General features: G+C 35.3%; 18 protein-coding genes. 12 read left to right on the top strand and 6 right to left on the bottom strand.

Features of this window, described 5'->3' with window-relative positions; all coding sequences use genetic code 11:
- Positions 1 to 16: 16 nt before the first annotated feature.
- A complete protein-coding gene (locus ACRHOC_RS11330) occupies positions 17 to 589 on the bottom strand; it encodes a hypothetical protein (protein ID WP_431158755.1) in 573 nt (190 codons plus the stop codon).
- 379 nt (positions 590 to 968) lie between these two features.
- On the opposite strand from ACRHOC_RS11330, the gene ACRHOC_RS11325 reads away from it, so the two are divergent.
- Positions 969 to 1,355 (top strand): hypothetical protein, encoded by a 387-nt coding sequence (locus ACRHOC_RS11325; protein ID WP_431158754.1) that lies wholly within the window; start codon positions 969 to 971, stop codon positions 1,353 to 1,355.
- A gap of 2 nt (positions 1,356 to 1,357) precedes the next feature.
- Here the strand turns inward: ACRHOC_RS11325 and ACRHOC_RS11320 are convergent, their stop codons facing one another.
- On the bottom strand, positions 1,358 to 2,428 hold the full coding sequence (locus tag ACRHOC_RS11320) for a branched-chain amino acid aminotransferase (RefSeq protein WP_431158753.1): 1,071 nt from the start codon (positions 2,426 to 2,428) through the stop codon (positions 1,358 to 1,360).
- Positions 2,429 to 2,544: 116 nt separating this feature from the next.
- Between ACRHOC_RS11320 and ACRHOC_RS11315 the strand changes: the two genes are divergently transcribed.
- The 4 genes from ACRHOC_RS11315 (at position 2,545) to ACRHOC_RS11300 (ending at position 5,182) form a co-directional block, all read left to right on the top strand.
- A complete protein-coding gene (locus ACRHOC_RS11315) occupies positions 2,545 to 3,054 on the top strand; it encodes a DUF4920 domain-containing protein (protein WP_431158752.1) in 510 nt (169 codons plus the stop codon).
- Positions 3,032 to 3,487, top strand: a complete 456-nt coding sequence (locus ACRHOC_RS11310; RefSeq protein WP_431158751.1) for a hypothetical protein — start codon at positions 3,032 to 3,034, stop codon at positions 3,485 to 3,487. The genes ACRHOC_RS11315 and ACRHOC_RS11310 overlap by 23 nt, the downstream gene beginning before the upstream one ends.
- Positions 3,488 to 3,490: 3 nt before the next feature.
- Complete coding sequence (gene mnmD, locus ACRHOC_RS11305) at positions 3,491 to 4,165, top strand: tRNA (5-methylaminomethyl-2-thiouridine)(34)-methyltransferase MnmD (RefSeq protein WP_431158750.1); 675 nt, start codon at positions 3,491 to 3,493, stop codon at positions 4,163 to 4,165.
- 111 nt (positions 4,166 to 4,276) lie between these two features.
- Positions 4,277 to 5,182 (top strand): TIGR01777 family oxidoreductase, encoded by a 906-nt coding sequence (locus tag ACRHOC_RS11300; RefSeq protein WP_431158749.1) that lies wholly within the window; start codon positions 4,277 to 4,279, stop codon positions 5,180 to 5,182.
- Positions 5,183 to 5,191: 9 nt separating this feature from the next.
- Here ACRHOC_RS11300 and ACRHOC_RS11295 read toward each other — a convergent pair whose 3' ends face one another.
- Positions 5,192 to 5,548, bottom strand: a complete 357-nt coding sequence (locus ACRHOC_RS11295) for a winged helix-turn-helix transcriptional regulator (protein ID WP_431158748.1) — start codon at positions 5,546 to 5,548, stop codon at positions 5,192 to 5,194.
- A gap of 91 nt (positions 5,549 to 5,639) precedes the next feature.
- On the opposite strand from ACRHOC_RS11295, the gene ACRHOC_RS11290 reads away from it, so the two are divergent.
- The gene (locus ACRHOC_RS11290; protein WP_431158747.1) at positions 5,640 to 6,317 is read left to right on the top strand and encodes an NAD(P)H-dependent oxidoreductase; all 678 of its coding nucleotides are present in this window, start codon (positions 5,640 to 5,642) and stop codon (positions 6,315 to 6,317) included.
- Between the two features lie 113 nt (positions 6,318 to 6,430).
- Here ACRHOC_RS11290 and ACRHOC_RS11285 read toward each other — a convergent pair whose 3' ends face one another.
- Complete coding sequence (locus tag ACRHOC_RS11285; protein ID WP_431158746.1) at positions 6,431 to 7,204, bottom strand: anti-sigma factor domain-containing protein; 774 nt, start codon at positions 7,202 to 7,204, stop codon at positions 6,431 to 6,433.
- A gap of 2 nt (positions 7,205 to 7,206) precedes the next feature.
- Positions 7,207 to 7,764, bottom strand: a complete 558-nt coding sequence (locus tag ACRHOC_RS11280; RefSeq protein ID WP_431158745.1) for an RNA polymerase sigma factor — start codon at positions 7,762 to 7,764, stop codon at positions 7,207 to 7,209.
- 129 nt (positions 7,765 to 7,893) lie between these two features.
- On the opposite strand from ACRHOC_RS11280, the gene ACRHOC_RS11275 reads away from it, so the two are divergent.
- Entirely contained in the window at positions 7,894 to 8,406 is a 513-nt protein-coding gene (locus ACRHOC_RS11275) for a fasciclin domain-containing protein (RefSeq protein ID WP_431158744.1), read from the top strand.
- 251 nt (positions 8,407 to 8,657) lie between these two features.
- Here the strand turns inward: ACRHOC_RS11275 and ACRHOC_RS11270 are convergent, their stop codons facing one another.
- The gene (locus ACRHOC_RS11270; RefSeq protein ID WP_431158743.1) at positions 8,658 to 9,314 is read right to left on the bottom strand and encodes a YceI family protein; all 657 of its coding nucleotides are present in this window, start codon (positions 9,312 to 9,314) and stop codon (positions 8,658 to 8,660) included.
- A 145-nt stretch (positions 9,315 to 9,459) separates the two neighbouring features.
- Between ACRHOC_RS11270 and ACRHOC_RS11265 the strand changes: the two genes are divergently transcribed.
- The 5 genes from ACRHOC_RS11265 to ACRHOC_RS11245 all read left to right on the top strand — a co-directional run bounded on the left by ACRHOC_RS11265 (position 9,460) and on the right by ACRHOC_RS11245 (position 14,494).
- Entirely contained in the window at positions 9,460 to 10,008 is a 549-nt protein-coding gene (locus ACRHOC_RS11265; protein WP_431158742.1) for a nucleotide exchange factor GrpE, read from the top strand.
- A 58-nt stretch (positions 10,009 to 10,066) separates the two neighbouring features.
- Complete coding sequence (gene dnaJ / locus ACRHOC_RS11260) at positions 10,067 to 11,173, top strand: molecular chaperone DnaJ (protein WP_431158741.1); 1,107 nt, start codon at positions 10,067 to 10,069, stop codon at positions 11,171 to 11,173.
- Between the two features lie 242 nt (positions 11,174 to 11,415).
- Entirely contained in the window at positions 11,416 to 12,342 is a 927-nt protein-coding gene (locus ACRHOC_RS11255) for an ABC transporter ATP-binding protein (RefSeq protein WP_431158740.1), read from the top strand.
- A gap of 3 nt (positions 12,343 to 12,345) precedes the next feature.
- Positions 12,346 to 13,668 (top strand): ABC transporter permease, encoded by a 1,323-nt coding sequence (locus tag ACRHOC_RS11250; protein ID WP_431158739.1) that lies wholly within the window; start codon positions 12,346 to 12,348, stop codon positions 13,666 to 13,668.
- Between the two features lie 10 nt (positions 13,669 to 13,678).
- On the top strand, positions 13,679 to 14,494 hold the full coding sequence (locus tag ACRHOC_RS11245) for a mechanosensitive ion channel family protein (RefSeq protein ID WP_431158738.1): 816 nt from the start codon (positions 13,679 to 13,681) through the stop codon (positions 14,492 to 14,494).
- Positions 14,495 to 14,501 lie beyond the last annotated feature (7 nt).

Raw genomic sequence — 14,501 nt, 5'->3', positions numbered from 1 at the left:
TGTAGTCTGCTGTAAATCAACCTCCAGTTGGTGGAATAATATCGCCTCCTTGTTCCCTTGGTGCGAAATTTTCTTGTTCCAATATTAATTGATAAAGATTACAATCTGTTTCGCTATAGTATTCGGCATCATCCACACATTTCTCATATATTTTCTTCAGCTTATCCTTTTTGTACCGATTATCATGCAGAATGTACACTCTAAGAGAATCTTTTAAGATGGAATTATCAAGTTTAAGTTTCTTAATGTTTACTTTCATTTGTTGAAATCCCTTAACAGGTTGTTCATTTGTAGGATCACCATTATTTCCATCCAACACCACTACAATAGCAGCCAAACTTTCGCTGGAGACATTTTCACAATATTTAGCTTTCAATTTTGGTTCAGTTATGGGAACCTTTAGATAAATAAATCCTTCTTTTTTGTTAAAATGATTTTGGCTTTTGTCAACTAAACTATATCTACGATGTTTACTTCTTTCTGTACCATCACCCTCATCAAGGGGAATATATTTTTGTTCTTCAATTGGGCCACAGCTGATTACAAAAATCCCTACTAATAGAAAGATTAATAAATTTAGTTTTTTCATTTTGGTTGGTTTTAAAATTAACTTAATACAAAGGTGGGATGAGGGACTATACCAAAACATACCCAGTAGCAGGTATTTTGAGTTATTAAGTTATAAAAAAATTAGGTATTAATAAGAAAAAGCTGACAAATTACTCAAAAGTTTACATAAATATAAACTTAACCGTAGCAATTAGCGCTATAAAACCAATAAAGGCAAGCAGTATCCAAATGGTGCCTTTGTAATATTTTTTATGGAGTGGGAGGTCCTTACGGTATTGGAAGGCGATAATAATCACAAACGCGATAAAAAATAATATTCCAAAAATCAATTGACCAGTACTAAACATCTCCTTATTTTTATGCAAAAATACGATATAACTACTAATTTATAAACACCAATGCAAGACAAAATCAATGCTGTAAAGGCTTTTCATACCGCTTTTAAAATAGGTCATAGAGAAACTCCAAAAGCCGATTTAGGCCTCGAAAAAAATATGTTACGCTATAAACTGATGCGCGAGGAGAACGAAGAGTATTTAGAGGCGGCCAACGATGGCGACTTGGTTGAGGTTGCCGATGCCTTAGGTGATATGCTTTATATCCTTTGTGGTACCATTATAGAGCATGGTCTACAGTATAAAATAGAGGAGGTTTTTGATGAAATACAGCGTAGTAATATGAGTAAGCTTGGTGCAGACGGTGAACCTATTTACCGTGAAGATGGTAAAGTCTTAAAAGGCCCTAACTATTTTAAGCCACAGATTAAAGCGATTTTAGAAAACTAGTTTTAGCAAACTTTTACGCGCCAACTAAATGGATCTTCCGATTTGTTGGTCTGTATATCTGTAATGCGTTTTTTAAGACGGGCACCAAAGGTTTCTTCCAAGACTGGCAATTCGTAATTTTTGCCTTTATAACCAAATCCTGCTATTGGTGATACTACGGCTGCAGTACCTGCACCAAATAATTCCTTAAGTGAACCATTTTCTGCTGCTTCAGTAAGTTCGGTGACTTTGATCTTGCGCACCTCTACATCAATACCATCTGCCTTGGCAATATCGATAATACTCTTTCTAGTAATACCATCTAGAATACGATCGCTCGTTGGTACCGTTAGTAAAGTATCGTTAATTCTTACAAAAATATTCATAGCGCCAGCTTCCTCAATATACTCATGCGTATTATCGTCGGTCCAGATGACTTGCTGATAACCTTTATCTTTAGCTAACTGTGTTGGGAAGAATTGCCCAGCATAATTACCACCTGCTTTTGCAAACCCAACACCGCCATTTGCAGATCGTGAGTATTTCTCTTCAATTAATACTTCGACACGTCCTGAGAAGTAAGGTCCTGAAGGAGCAAAAGCAATAACAAATTTATACGCATCTGCTGGTGAAGCATGGAAGCCTTGGCCAGTGGCTAGCATAAATGGTCTAATATATAAAGCACTACCTTCAGATGTAGGGATCCAGTCCTTTTCAACCTTTAGGAGCTCCTTAAGACCATTCATAAAGTACGCTTCTGGTATCTCTGGCATGGCTAAACGTTTCGCAGAAATATTCATACGTTTTATATTTTCATCTGGTCTAAAAAGGAATACACTACCATCAGCATCTTTGTAGGCTTTCATACCCTCAAAAATGGACTGGCCGTAGTGAAAAATCTTAGCAGAAGGATCTAGTACTATAGGCTGGTATGGAACGATCTTTGGCGTTTGCCATTTTCCATCTTCAAAATCACAAACAAACATGTGATCCGTGAAGACTTGTCCGAATGCTAAATTGTTGAAATCAACAGTATTTATCTTAGTTGATTCTGATTTTTCGATCTTTATTGCTTCTGTATAAGTAGTAGCCATTTTTCCGCCTTAATTTTGGGCAAAAATACGCAATCATAACCGTTAAAAAAAGGTAATATTTCCTTAAATTTCGTAAATTTGCAACTCCTTAAGAAATCAATTAAAATATCATAAATATGAAAAAATTAATCTGGCTTTTCGCACTAAGTTTAGCACTTGTATCCTGTAAAAATGAAACTAAAACTATTGAAACAGAAGTGGAGGCAGAAAGTGTTGCAGAGGACCTGGCTTATGCGTCGTTTGGTATGGAAATTAATGATGCCGATGCTTTAGAAACAGATCGTATGATGGAGCATTATAAAGGTCTAAAGGCTGGTGACACCGTAAACGCAAAAATGAGAGGTAAAATCGTTGATGTATGTTCTAAAAAAGGGTGTTGGATGACCTTAGACGCAGGTAATGACGAAACCATTATGGTACGATTTAAAGACTATGGATTTTTTATGCCATTAAATGCTGAAGGTGAAGTTGTTGTTAATGGTCTGGCTTTCGTTACAGAAACGTCTGTAGATGAGTTAAGACATTACGCGGAAGACGCAGGCAAGTCTAAAGAAGAAATCGAAGCGATTACAGAGCCAAAGTTTGAATATCGATTTGAAGCTGATGGTGTTCTATTACAACAGTAAACCGTTATTTGCTCTATTATTAGGAGCCTTATTTTTGGTTGGTTGTAAAAACAAAGAAGAGGTAAAAGCCCCTAAAAAAGAGAAAGTCGTTTATGAAATCTATCAGCCTTCTGAGATGGCTAATTTCATGAATGCTATGTACGCTTATAATGTGCAATTAAAACAACAAATTATCGAAGGGGAAACACCAACAATGATGCCCTTGGATTTAATGAAATTGCACAGTGCAGAAATGAGCAACGGACATGAGCGTAGTGCAGTTTGGAATAGTTTTGTCAACGTGTTTATCGAATCGCAGCAGTCGATAGCAGACACCTTATCTAATGTTGATTTGAAAGCACGATACAATGAGGCCATCAATAACTGTTTGGCCTGTCATAAGACAGAATGTACTGGTCCTATTCCAAAGATTAAGAAACTGCTGATTCAATAGGATTTGAAGCGTAAGATCATCACAACGTCAGACGGTTCAAAAACCATTCAGATCGAAGATTGGAATGAACAATACCATTCTATTCATGGTGCAATAAATGAAGCAAACCATGTTTTTATAAAGCATGGTTTGCTTTTTTTTAGTGAGCACAATATTGATGTCAGTCCGATTTCAATTTTAGAAATTGGTTTCGGAACAGGCTTAAATGCTTTTTTAACCTTCCTCAAGGCGGAAGATTTAAAATTAGCAATTGATTATGTTGGCGTGGAGGCCTATCCTATTTCTGAGGCTGAAGTAGATGCACTAAACTATACAGATTTAATTTCTAAAAATCACGAATCGCTTTTTAAAAACATGCATGCTTCAGACTGGAATATACCGCATGCCCTTTCTCCCAATTTTAATCTTGATAAACAACAGAAATACTTTAAGGATATTAAGGATCAATCTGCATTTGATATCATTTATTTTGATGCTTTCGGTGCTCGTGTACAACCAGAATTATGGACTGAAGGGATCTTTAAAATTATGATTAAAGCTCTAAAACCTAAGGGTGTTTTAGTAACCTATGCTGCAAAAGGGAGTGTAAGGCGTGCTATGCAAGCTGTTGATTTTGAAGTGGAACGTTTACCAGGACCTCCAGGAAAACGAGAAATGCTAAGAGCCATAAAACCTTAATAGGTATTTTAAGGGATTCACCAAGGTAAACTTCATTCTTTAAACGTTAAATCGAGATTAAAGTCCATTAGTTAGGCTTAGGCCTTTCGTACCTTTGTTAAAAATAGCAAGATGACGATTTTAATTACAGGTGCAACAGGATTAATAGGGAAGGAGATTGTAAAGCAATGTCATGCCGAGGGCCATAATGTTCATTATTTGACGACTTCAAAATCTAAGCTTGCTAATGAGCACAATTATAACGGGTTCTATTGGAATCCTGATGCTAAGGACATAGATCATACATGTTTTGAAGGCGTTTCAACAATCATCAATCTTGTAGGTGCCTCAATTTCAAAACGCTGGACGACAGAATATAAACAAGAAATTTTAGAGAGTCGTACCAAAACGGCCCAATTACTCATAGATACGATTAAGGCCAATAAGTACTCGATTGATCATGTGATATCAGCAAGCGCAATTGGTATATATCCAAGTAGTCTTACAAATTATTACACAGAGGAAAATGACACGGTTTCCGACTCTTTTTTAGGAGAGGTTGTGGAGCAATGGGAACAGGCTGTGGATGAATTTAAAACCTTAGGATGTAAACTTGCCAAGATTAGAATTGGCTTGGTATTATCTGATGATGGTGGTGCCTTACCAGAAATCGTAAAACCTGTAAAATTTGGTGCAGGTGCTGCTTTTGGTCATGGTAAGCAATGGCAAAGCTGGATTCATATCCAAGATTTAGCAGGAATCTTTCTGTATACCCTAAAATATAAGCTCGAAGGGATTTATAATGGTGTTGCACCGAATGCCGTTACCAATACGGAGTTGACAAAAATGGTGGCAAAAGTTATTGAGAGACCATTAATCTTACCAAATATTCCAAAGTTGGCTATGAAGCTTATGCTTGGAGAAATGCATATTTTACTTTTTGAAAGCCAACGCGTTAGTTCTCAGAAGATAGAAACTAAAGGCTATCATTTTAAGTTTGCAAATTTAAGGCCAGCACTTCAAGACCTTTTGCAGTAATTATAAGAGCTAATTTAGATGATGCTCGGCGACATAATCGCCCCAAGTTGCAATAGATTTTATTAAGGGTACGACGGTTTCACCAAAAGGTGTTAGTGAATATTCAACCTTTAAGGGTGGTTTACTAGTATATACTTCTCTTTTTATGAGGCCATCGGTTTCTAGGGACTTAAGTTGTAGGCTTAAAGTTCTTTCCGTTACAGTAGGCATTTCTTTTCTCAATTCATTGTAACGTAATTTTTTTTCAATTAAATGATAGAGAATTACTGTTTTCCACTTTCCACCAATAATACCCATAGTTAGGCTGGTACAGCAGGGATATTCATTACCTCGGAACTTTAAAGTTTTTGATTTTTTATCATTCATTTTATACTATCATTTTTGACCGTTATTGCAAAGGTAAATAACTATACTTAAGTTTGCAACTATAAAAAGTATAGTATAAAAATTTAAAAATATGAAATCAGTAAAAATTGATAAAAAAGAAATTCTAGATGCGTTTCAATTTAGACACGCTTGTAAAGAATTTGATGCAACTAAGTCGGTATCTGAGGAAGACATCAACTTTATTTTAAAAACAGCTAATTTATCACCAAGCTCGTTTGGATTTGAGCCATGGCATTTTGTAGTTGTGCAAAATAAAGAACTAAGAGAGCTCTTAAAACCTGTAGCTTGGGGTGCGCCATTAAAGTTAGATACTGCAAGCCATTTTGTTTTAGGATTAAGTATGAAAGCACCAATGGTTAAATGGGATGCTGACTACATTATGCGAATGATGAAAGATGTAAAGCAATTTCCAGAAGATGTAATTGAAATGTATTCTAAATTCTATCGCGAGTTTCAGGAAAGCGATTTTAATCTAGACACTGATAAAAAGTTATTTGACTGGTCATCCAAGCAGACCTATATTGCTTTAGCGAATATGATGACTTCAGCTGCACTTATTGGTATAGATAGTTGTCCTATCGAAGGATTTCATCAAGAAAAGGTGGAAGCGCTTTTAAAAGACCAATTTGATATTGATACCGATAAATATGGATTATCCTATATGGTAGCCTTCGGTTATAGAAAAGGTGAGCCAGCACATCCTAAATCAAGACGGCCTATTAATGAAATAATAACTTGGAAAAAATAAGATAAAATAGTTTCTGAAATTGCTAATGGAAGCGATACGGAATAATTATTACAATCATTCAGATGCAAGCTAATATTATTTAGATTAACCTCCTGGAGAAATCTAGGAGGTTTTTATTTTAAATAAACATTAGTGACCAACCGTGAAACTGTTGGATGTTCGCTACCACCTGAAGGCTCAATAGTGATATTTAAGGATTCTGCATGATCAATGTAGTTCATAGCCATTAATTGAGATGACTTAGAAATCACACCCATATTAATCATTTCACCCTCAACATCAGCCCACATTTGATAATCCTCATCATTGTTTAATTTTGGAAGTCTTTCAGTATTTACAACAACAGATTTTGTGGTGTGGTTAACATAACTAAGCATTTTTCCTTCTGGCATTAAGGCATTACCTTCAAGCACATATTGTTCAGTGTCTGGGTGCGATAATGTAGCGAATAACGTCTCTTTGGTATTTAAGGAATTATTTAATTTTTCGATGGTTCGGTTTAATTCTTCGTTACTACCCTCAACCGTATTTAACTGTTGCTGTACCTCATTAAGTTGGGTATACATCCAAAAACTACCTAGAAGTAATAAGCCTGCGATACTAGCGGCAACACCAAACAGATACTTCATTTTATTTTGAGATTTTAAGGTAATTACGGCATTATCACCTTTAGCATAAGCCATTAAGTTCGCCTTTACCTCGGTTGGAGGTGCAATTGCATTTTCTTGACCAATACGTTCAAAGTCTTTTTCTAGAGCTTCTAATTCTGCTTTTAAATCGTCATTCGTTGCTAAAAGATTTTCGAGCACAGTAGTTTGGTCAACATCGAGTTCACCAAGCAAATACTGCTCTAATAATCCATTTTCTAATATCGTCTTCTTATCCATCTTCACAACGCATTTAGTATTAGTGCTATTAACCCTATTATTTTAGAATAAGACTTTCGCAATTGCATTAAAGCTTGCCTCACATAAGATTTAAACGTACCAAGAGGCACATCCATAACTTGGTGTGCTTCACGGTGTGTTAAACCTTTAAAATAAACGAGCTCAATAGCATTTCTGTGGTGTGTCTCTAATTGAGATAGCGCACCTTTGAGTTCTAAAAATTCAGGGTCTATACCAATAGCCTCGTCTTCTTTTTCTTTATATACACTTAAATCCTCAGTTTGGATGAGTAAATCGGATTTTCTAAGCGCGTTTAACACTTTATTCTTTGCAATTCTATAAATCCAGGTATAAAACCTTCCTTTTTCTGGGTCATACTGACTCGATTTACCCCAAACGGTAATGAAGGTTTCTTGCAATAGATCTTGAGCCTTACCTTCATCTTTAACCATTTTTAAAATGACGCTATAAATAGCACCAGAATATTTGTCGTATAGTAGAGACAATGCATGCTCATCCTTCTTTTGTAGATTCTGAATAAGCAGTGTGTCGTTTTGCATGTGTGTTAAAGATTTCCCAAAAATAAGGGCATACTCATCTGTAGGCGATTGACTACTGTAAATATAATCGAAAGCACTTCAATAAAAGAATATAAGTGCACTTAATTGTATAACCAATAATTTAAAATTATGAAAAAGTTAGTTTTTATTTTAACAACGTTTGTAGCTTTATCGTTTAACCAAACTGCTACAGCACAAAACACAATTGTTGACGCTGCCGTTAGCAACGAAAATTTCACAACCTTAGTAGCCGCATTAAAAGCAGCAGATTTAGTTGGCGCTTTACAAGGAGATGGTCCTTTTACAGTATTTGCTCCAACAAATGATGCCTTCGCTAAAATTGATAAAAACGCATTAGCTAACCTATTAAAACCAGAAAACAAAAAAGCACTTACAGATATCTTAACTTATCATGTTGTACCTGCAAATTTAATGGCTAGCGATGTTGTTGCTGCACTTAAGAAAGGAAACGGTAAAGTTGAGGTAAAAGCCTTAAACGGAACGACGTTAACAGTAATGCAAAAAGATGGTAAGATTTGGTTGAAAGATCAAGCTGGTAATTATAGTGAAATTGTTGCGACTGATGTAAAAGGAAGCAATGGTGTAATCCACGTAATTGATACTGTAGTAATGCCTAGATAGTGAGTTTTAGTGTATTAATGGTTAGAATCATTACTACAGTGCTGTTAATCGACATTTTGGTTGATGTTGGTCGATTAATAGGGATAGCAATAAGATAAATATTGCTGTCGACATCCTCTTTCATAAATCAATTTTGATATAATGATTTAGGATGACCTCTCTGACATGAAAAGAAAAATTGCTATGATCAGAGAAAAAAGAAAAGCACTTACCGATTGGTAAGTGCTTTTTATATGAAGAACATTGAAGTCTTAAGCCTTATTCGCAACAAGTGTTACTTTTAATTCAATATCATCATTGATAAAGCTATCGCCTAGATTATCAAAGAATGATTTAGATCCATATTGAACGTTCCATTTAGAACGGTCGATGGTGAAAGTTTCGCTAGTTAATTTCATAATATCACCTTCCATTGCTGTTGTAACAGGGATACTAATGTTATTAGTCTTTTCTTTCATTGTAAGATTCCCAGAAAGCATAGTTTTTCCTTCAACAGTTGAGATTCCAGTTACTTCAAATTTTGCAGTTGGAAATTTTTCAACGTCAAAAAAGTCAGCACTCGTTAAGTGACCTCTTAATTTAGCGTTTCCTTCTTCCTCTGCAGGAATGTCTGTTACAACGATACTGCTCATGTCAATAGTGAAGTTTCCACTCTCTATCGCTCCATTATTAACACTAACGGATCCTTCAGATATTGAAATAGTACCATTGTGAGAACCTGTTGGTTTAAAGCCTTTCCACTCAATCATTGAGCTTTCAGTATTGGCGTTAAATGTAACTGCTGTAGCTTCTGCTACTGCGGCTTCAGTGGCCTCTGTTGTTTCTGCTTCTTTTGCTTTGTCGTTACCACAATTAGTAAATGTAACTAAGGCTACGACTGCAAAGATTTTTAAAAATGATGTTTTCATGTTAATGTGTTTTTGTTAAAAACGCAAAGTTAGGTATAAGTTATGCCTCAGAATGATAAAAAAATGTTAATGACATTTTGACATTATTTACAGAATGGCAGTACTTTTGCCAACACTAAATCGAAGATTTAAAAACACAACTCAAATGAGTAAAAAAGATAAAGCGAAAAAGGACGAAACTATAGATGTAAAAGATACGGCAACAGCTACTGCTGAGGCTGAGCAACAAGAAGAGGTTAAATCACCTGAAGAACAACTTCAGGATGAATTGGCTGCAGAGAAAGATAAATTTATGCGATTGTTTGCTGAGTTTGAAAACTACAAAAAGCGAACATCAAAAGAACGTATAGACCTTTTTAAAACTGCGAGTCAGGACGTCATGGTAGCCATGTTACCTGTGCTTGACGATTTTGAAAGAGCTTTAATGCATATTGAAGAAGACAAAGAAGCAGAGGAGTTAAGAAAAGGTGTATTACTTATTTATAATAAGCTCATAACAACTTTAGAGCAAAAAGGCCTTTCTAAAATAGAAGTGAATAAAGGTGATGCTTTTAATGCCGACGACCATGAAGCGGTAACACAAATACCAGCGCCTAGTGAGGATTTAAAAGGAAAGATTATTGATGTTGTAGAACGCGGTTACAAACTTGGTGAAAAGGTCATTCGTTTTCCAAAAGTGGTTATAGGACAATAAGAATTAAGAGATTTTCTCAATTTAGAATTTAAAAAGATTCCCGTTTTGGGATTTAAGTATGAAAGAAGATTATTACGATATATTAGGAATAAGTAAAGGCGCTTCAGAGTCTGAAATTAAGAAAGCTTATCGTAAAATGGCTTTAAAATATCATCCTGATAAGAATCCAGATGATAAGGATGCTGAAGAGAAGTTTAAAAAGGCAGCCGAAGCTTATGAAGTTTTGAGCAATCCTGATAAACGTTCGAGATACGATCAGTTTGGTCATCAAGCCTTCGAAGGTGGAGGTTTCGGTGGCGGTGGCATGAATATGGATGATATATTCAGTCAGTTTGGCGATATCTTTGGAGGTGCTTTTGGTGGTGGATTCAGTGGTTTTGGAGGTAGCCGTCAACGTGTAGTAAAAGGTAGTAATCTGCGTATTAGAGTTTCTCTTTCTTTAGAAGAAGTAGCGAATGGTGTTGAGAAGAAGATAAAAGTTAAACGCAAAAAGCATGCGCCTGGTACGACATATAAAACATGTACAACGTGTAATGGTACAGGACAGGTTACTAGAGTAACCAATACCATCTTGGGTCGTATGCAAACAGCAACGACATGTCAGACATGTAATGGCGCAGGCCAGATTATAGATAAAAAACCAGCTGATGCTGATGCACAGGGTTTAATTGTTTCTGAAGAAACTGTTTCTGTAAAAATACCAGCAGGTGTTGTAGATGGTATGCAACTTAAAGTTAACAGCAAGGGTAATGACGCTCCTGGTAATGGTATTTCTGGAGATCTACTGGTGTTGATTCAAGAAGAAGAGCATCCTACTTTAAAGCGTGAAGGTGATAATTTACATTACGATATGTATGTGAGCCTACCAGATGCAGTACTCGGGACGTCTAAAGAAATTGATACCGTAACTGGTAAAGTAAGAATAAAGATTGAAGCAGGTGTGCAATCTGGGAAGATATTAAGACTAAGAGGGAAAGGTATTCCAAGCATTAATGGTTATGGTAAAGGTGACTTACTAGTGCATGTAAATGTTTGGACGCCAAAGACTTTAAGTAAAAAACAAAAAGAGTTTTTTGAAGAGATGAAAAATGATGAACATTTTGAGCCGAAACCAGAAAGTTCAGATAAGTCATTTTTTGAAAAGGTTAAAGATATGTTCTCGTAAAAGACCCTCGTTAAATAAAAAATACTATCTTTGAATTATCGCTAATGCTAATTAGCGGTAATTTTTCTTTTTCATAGCAATTTTTTCCCATCCTTATTTCATTATAAGGGTGGGTTTTGTTTTTTAAGTCAAAGGTCAATAAATCTCTGTTTTTAAAGACTTTTTTGTCATCGATTTTTAGCTTAAAACTCTCCAACATTTAATATATTTACATTCTAACCTATTTTTAAAAACATTACTAAATGAACGACTTATTAGTTGCCAATTCAGTCTCAAAAAACTTTGGGAATTTTAAGGCACTAAATGAAGTATCTATTGCTGTACCTAAAGGCAGTATCTTCGGACTATTAGGGCCAAATGGTGCAGGTAAAACAACTTTGATAAGAATTATAAACCAGATTACTATGCCTGATGAAGGTGAGGTGCGCTTAGATGGTGAATTATTAAAGCCTGAACATATTAGGGATATTGGATACTTGCCAGAAGAAAGAGGATTGTATAAGTCGATGAAAGTAGGGGAGCAAGCATTGTATTTGGCACAACTTAAAGGGATGCAAAAAGCTGAAGCAAAGGAGCGTCTTAAGTACTGGTTTGAAAAACTAGAAATCGGAGATTGGTGGAATAAGAAAATACAAGAACTTAGTAAAGGCCAGGCTCAGAAAATTCAATTTATTGTGACGGTGTTGCACCGACCTAAGTTGCTCATATTTGACGAGCCCTTTTCGGGATTTGATCCTATTAATGCTAATTTAATTAAAGATGAGATTTTAAAATTAAGAGACGAAGGCGCAACTGTTATTTTCTCAACCCATAGAATGGAATCTGTAGAAGAGTTGTGTGATCACATTGCTTTAATACATAAGTCAAACAAGATTTTGGATGGTAAATTAAATGATATAAAGCGGAATTATAAATCGAATACATTCGAAGTTGGACTTCAATCTGGTAATAGCAAACAAGTACTCTCTGAGATAGAGCAAAGCTTTAACGTGTTACCAGCAACTTTCAAGAATCTGCACGACGATATTAAATTGAATATAAAAATAGATGAATCTACCTCGCCTAACGAGTTACTGTCGTTTCTAACTTCGAAGGCTGAAGTTCATCATTTTGTTGAGGTCATCCCTACAGCAAATGATATTTTTATTCAAACTGTAAAAAACAACTAAGAAATGAATCATTTACCCCTCATAATTAAGCGCGAATACTTAACGAAAGTTAAGAATAAGTCATTTATTATTATGACGTTTTTGAGTCCTTTGATAATGATTGCATTAATCGCTGTTGTTTCTTACCTGAGCCAGATTAACAGCAATAAAAAACGTACCATTTCAGTATTGGATGAAACCGGTTACCTCACGGACATTTTTGAAAGCACTGAAAATACAACCTATCTTAAGCTAAATGGTTTAAGCTTGGAGGACGCCAAGGAGCTCGTAAAAGAAAAAGAAGATTATGGCTTATTGCACATAGCTAAAGTTACATCTCTTGAAGCGATAAACGACAATGTAAAATTCTACTCTGAGGAATCTCCTTCATTAACTATTATTTCAGGCTTAGAACGTAAGATTGAAAAACGCTTACGAGAAATGAAATTGCAAAAGGATGGGGTTTCCTTAGATCAGATTGAAGCTTCAAAAACTAATATTGATATTGCACAAGAGAGTTTTGATGGTGAAAAGAGTTCTAAAGTGGACAATGTTGTGAAATTGGCTTTTGGTGGTATTGCAGGTTATTTACTATTCATGTTTATCATCATATATGGTAATATGATTATGCGCAGTGTCATTGAAGAAAAGACTAGCAGAATCATAGAGGTTATCATCTCTTCGGTAAAACCTATTCAATTGATGATGGGTAAAATAATAGGGACTTCATTAGCAGGTGTAACGCAGTTTGCTATTTGGGTAGTATTAGGTGGTGTTATGCTAACGGTAGTTTCGGCTATTTTTGGTATCGATATGTCTCAAGTGAATACACCACAACAAGATTTAATGAACCAGGCAATGACCCAGCAAGGTGCAGACCAAGCGCAGATGATGGCTGAAAATATAGTTTCTGCGATTACCAATTTACCTTTAGCAAATCTTGTAGTTGCTTTTATGTTCTTCTTTATAGGAGGTTATTTACTGTATAGTTCATTATACGCTGCAATTGGTGCAGCTGTTGATAACGAGACAGATACACAGCAGTTTATGTTGCCAATTCTTATGCCTTTAATTTTAGCAGTTTACGTTGGTGTATTTACAGTTATAGAAGATCCTCATGGAACGGTCTCAACAGTATTCTCGTTTATACCATTAACATCACCTGTAGTCATGTTGATGCGAATTCCTTTCGGCGTACCACTTTGGCAACAAGGCTTATCATTATTATTATTAATTGGCACCTTTATTTTTGCTGTATGGTTTGCGGCAAAGATATATAGGGTTGGGATACTTATGTATGGTAAAAAAGCCACCTATAAAGAACTGTTTAAGTGGTTAAAGTATTAGACTATTAGAAATGAAGGATATCCTTAATTACAAGCTGTCATTTTCAGACGATATTTCCATTACCGTAAAGGGAATATTGTTTGTCATACTTGTTATTGTTCTTACATCAATACTTCTAAAGATTATAAAACGGATTTTAACCAGAAACTTACCAAAAGAAGATCAACCTAAATTCGATACGGTCTTTTCCTATGGTAAGTGGATTGTCTATTTAGTTTTCTTGCTAATAACCTTGCATATTATTGGCTTTAATGTTACTGGAATTTTTGCAGCATCAGCAGCACTATTAATAGGTGTTGGTTTAGCTTTACAGACACTATTCCAAGATATCATTTCAGGAATATTTATTCTTATAGATCAGACCGTTCATGTTGGAGATATTATAGAACTAGACGGAAAAGTTGGTCGTGTTGAAGAAATTAAATTACGGACAACTAGAGCCGTAACTATAGATAATAAGGTTCTAGTAATACCAAACCACTTGTATCTGACCAATTCACTCTATAATTGGACTCAGAATGGTACGCTCACAAGAGAAAGTGTTGAGGTTGGTGTTGCTTATGGAAGTGACACGCAATTGGTTAAAAAGCTCTTATTAGAAGTTGCGAATTCGCATCCTGAAGTAATTCAAATACCTGAACCTGTCGTAGTCTTTACAGAGTTTGCAGATAGTGCACTAAACTTCAAACTCATTTTTACATTGAATGATAGTTTTAAAGCGACTTTTCCAAAAAGTGATATAAGATTTGAAATCGATCGTCTTTTTAGGGAAAATAATATTACGATTCCATTTCCGCAACGTGATGTTCATATTAAAAACCAATAATTGTTAA

The organism is Winogradskyella poriferorum, from assembly GCF_050618035.1.
GTDB classification, from domain to species: Bacteria; Bacteroidota; Bacteroidia; order Flavobacteriales; family Flavobacteriaceae; genus Winogradskyella; species Winogradskyella poriferorum_A.
Note: the sequence above shows the minus strand (reverse complement) of the source record. Positions and strands in the feature narration are given on the sequence as shown.

Excerpts from the sequence above, each read along its gene's own strand:
- ACRHOC_RS11285 (WP_431158746.1), bottom strand. The coding sequence starts at position 7,204 with ATGGATAAGAAGACGATATTAGAAAATGGATTATTAGAGCAGTATTTG.
- ACRHOC_RS11275 (WP_431158744.1), top strand. The coding sequence starts at position 7,894 with ATGAAAAAGTTAGTTTTTATTTTAACAACGTTTGTAGCTTTATCGTTT.
- ACRHOC_RS11250 (WP_431158739.1), top strand. The coding sequence starts at position 12,346 with ATGAATCATTTACCCCTCATAATTAAGCGCGAATACTTAACGAAAGTT.
- ACRHOC_RS11255 (WP_431158740.1), top strand. The coding sequence starts at position 11,416 with ATGAACGACTTATTAGTTGCCAATTCAGTCTCAAAAAACTTTGGGAAT.
- ACRHOC_RS11325 (WP_431158754.1), top strand. The coding sequence starts at position 969 with ATGCAAGACAAAATCAATGCTGTAAAGGCTTTTCATACCGCTTTTAAA.
- ACRHOC_RS11280 (WP_431158745.1), bottom strand. The coding sequence starts at position 7,764 with ATGCAAAACGACACACTGCTTATTCAGAATCTACAAAAGAAGGATGAG.
- ACRHOC_RS11270 (WP_431158743.1), bottom strand. The coding sequence starts at position 9,314 with ATGAAAACATCATTTTTAAAAATCTTTGCAGTCGTAGCCTTAGTTACA.
- dnaJ (WP_431158741.1), top strand. The coding sequence starts at position 10,067 with ATGAAAGAAGATTATTACGATATATTAGGAATAAGTAAAGGCGCTTCA.
- ACRHOC_RS11300 (WP_431158749.1), top strand. The coding sequence starts at position 4,277 with ATGACGATTTTAATTACAGGTGCAACAGGATTAATAGGGAAGGAGATT.
- ACRHOC_RS11330 (WP_431158755.1), bottom strand. The coding sequence starts at position 589 with ATGAAAAAACTAAATTTATTAATCTTTCTATTAGTAGGGATTTTTGTA.
- ACRHOC_RS11245 (WP_431158738.1), top strand. The coding sequence starts at position 13,679 with ATGAAGGATATCCTTAATTACAAGCTGTCATTTTCAGACGATATTTCC.
- ACRHOC_RS11265 (WP_431158742.1), top strand. The coding sequence starts at position 9,460 with ATGAGTAAAAAAGATAAAGCGAAAAAGGACGAAACTATAGATGTAAAA.
- ACRHOC_RS11315 (WP_431158752.1), top strand. The coding sequence starts at position 2,545 with ATGAAAAAATTAATCTGGCTTTTCGCACTAAGTTTAGCACTTGTATCC.
- ACRHOC_RS11290 (WP_431158747.1), top strand. The coding sequence starts at position 5,640 with ATGAAATCAGTAAAAATTGATAAAAAAGAAATTCTAGATGCGTTTCAA.
- ACRHOC_RS11320 (WP_431158753.1), bottom strand. The coding sequence starts at position 2,428 with ATGGCTACTACTTATACAGAAGCAATAAAGATCGAAAAATCAGAATCA.
- ACRHOC_RS11295 (WP_431158748.1), bottom strand. The coding sequence starts at position 5,548 with ATGAATGATAAAAAATCAAAAACTTTAAAGTTCCGAGGTAATGAATAT.
- ACRHOC_RS11310 (WP_431158751.1), top strand. The coding sequence starts at position 3,032 with ATGGTGTTCTATTACAACAGTAAACCGTTATTTGCTCTATTATTAGGA.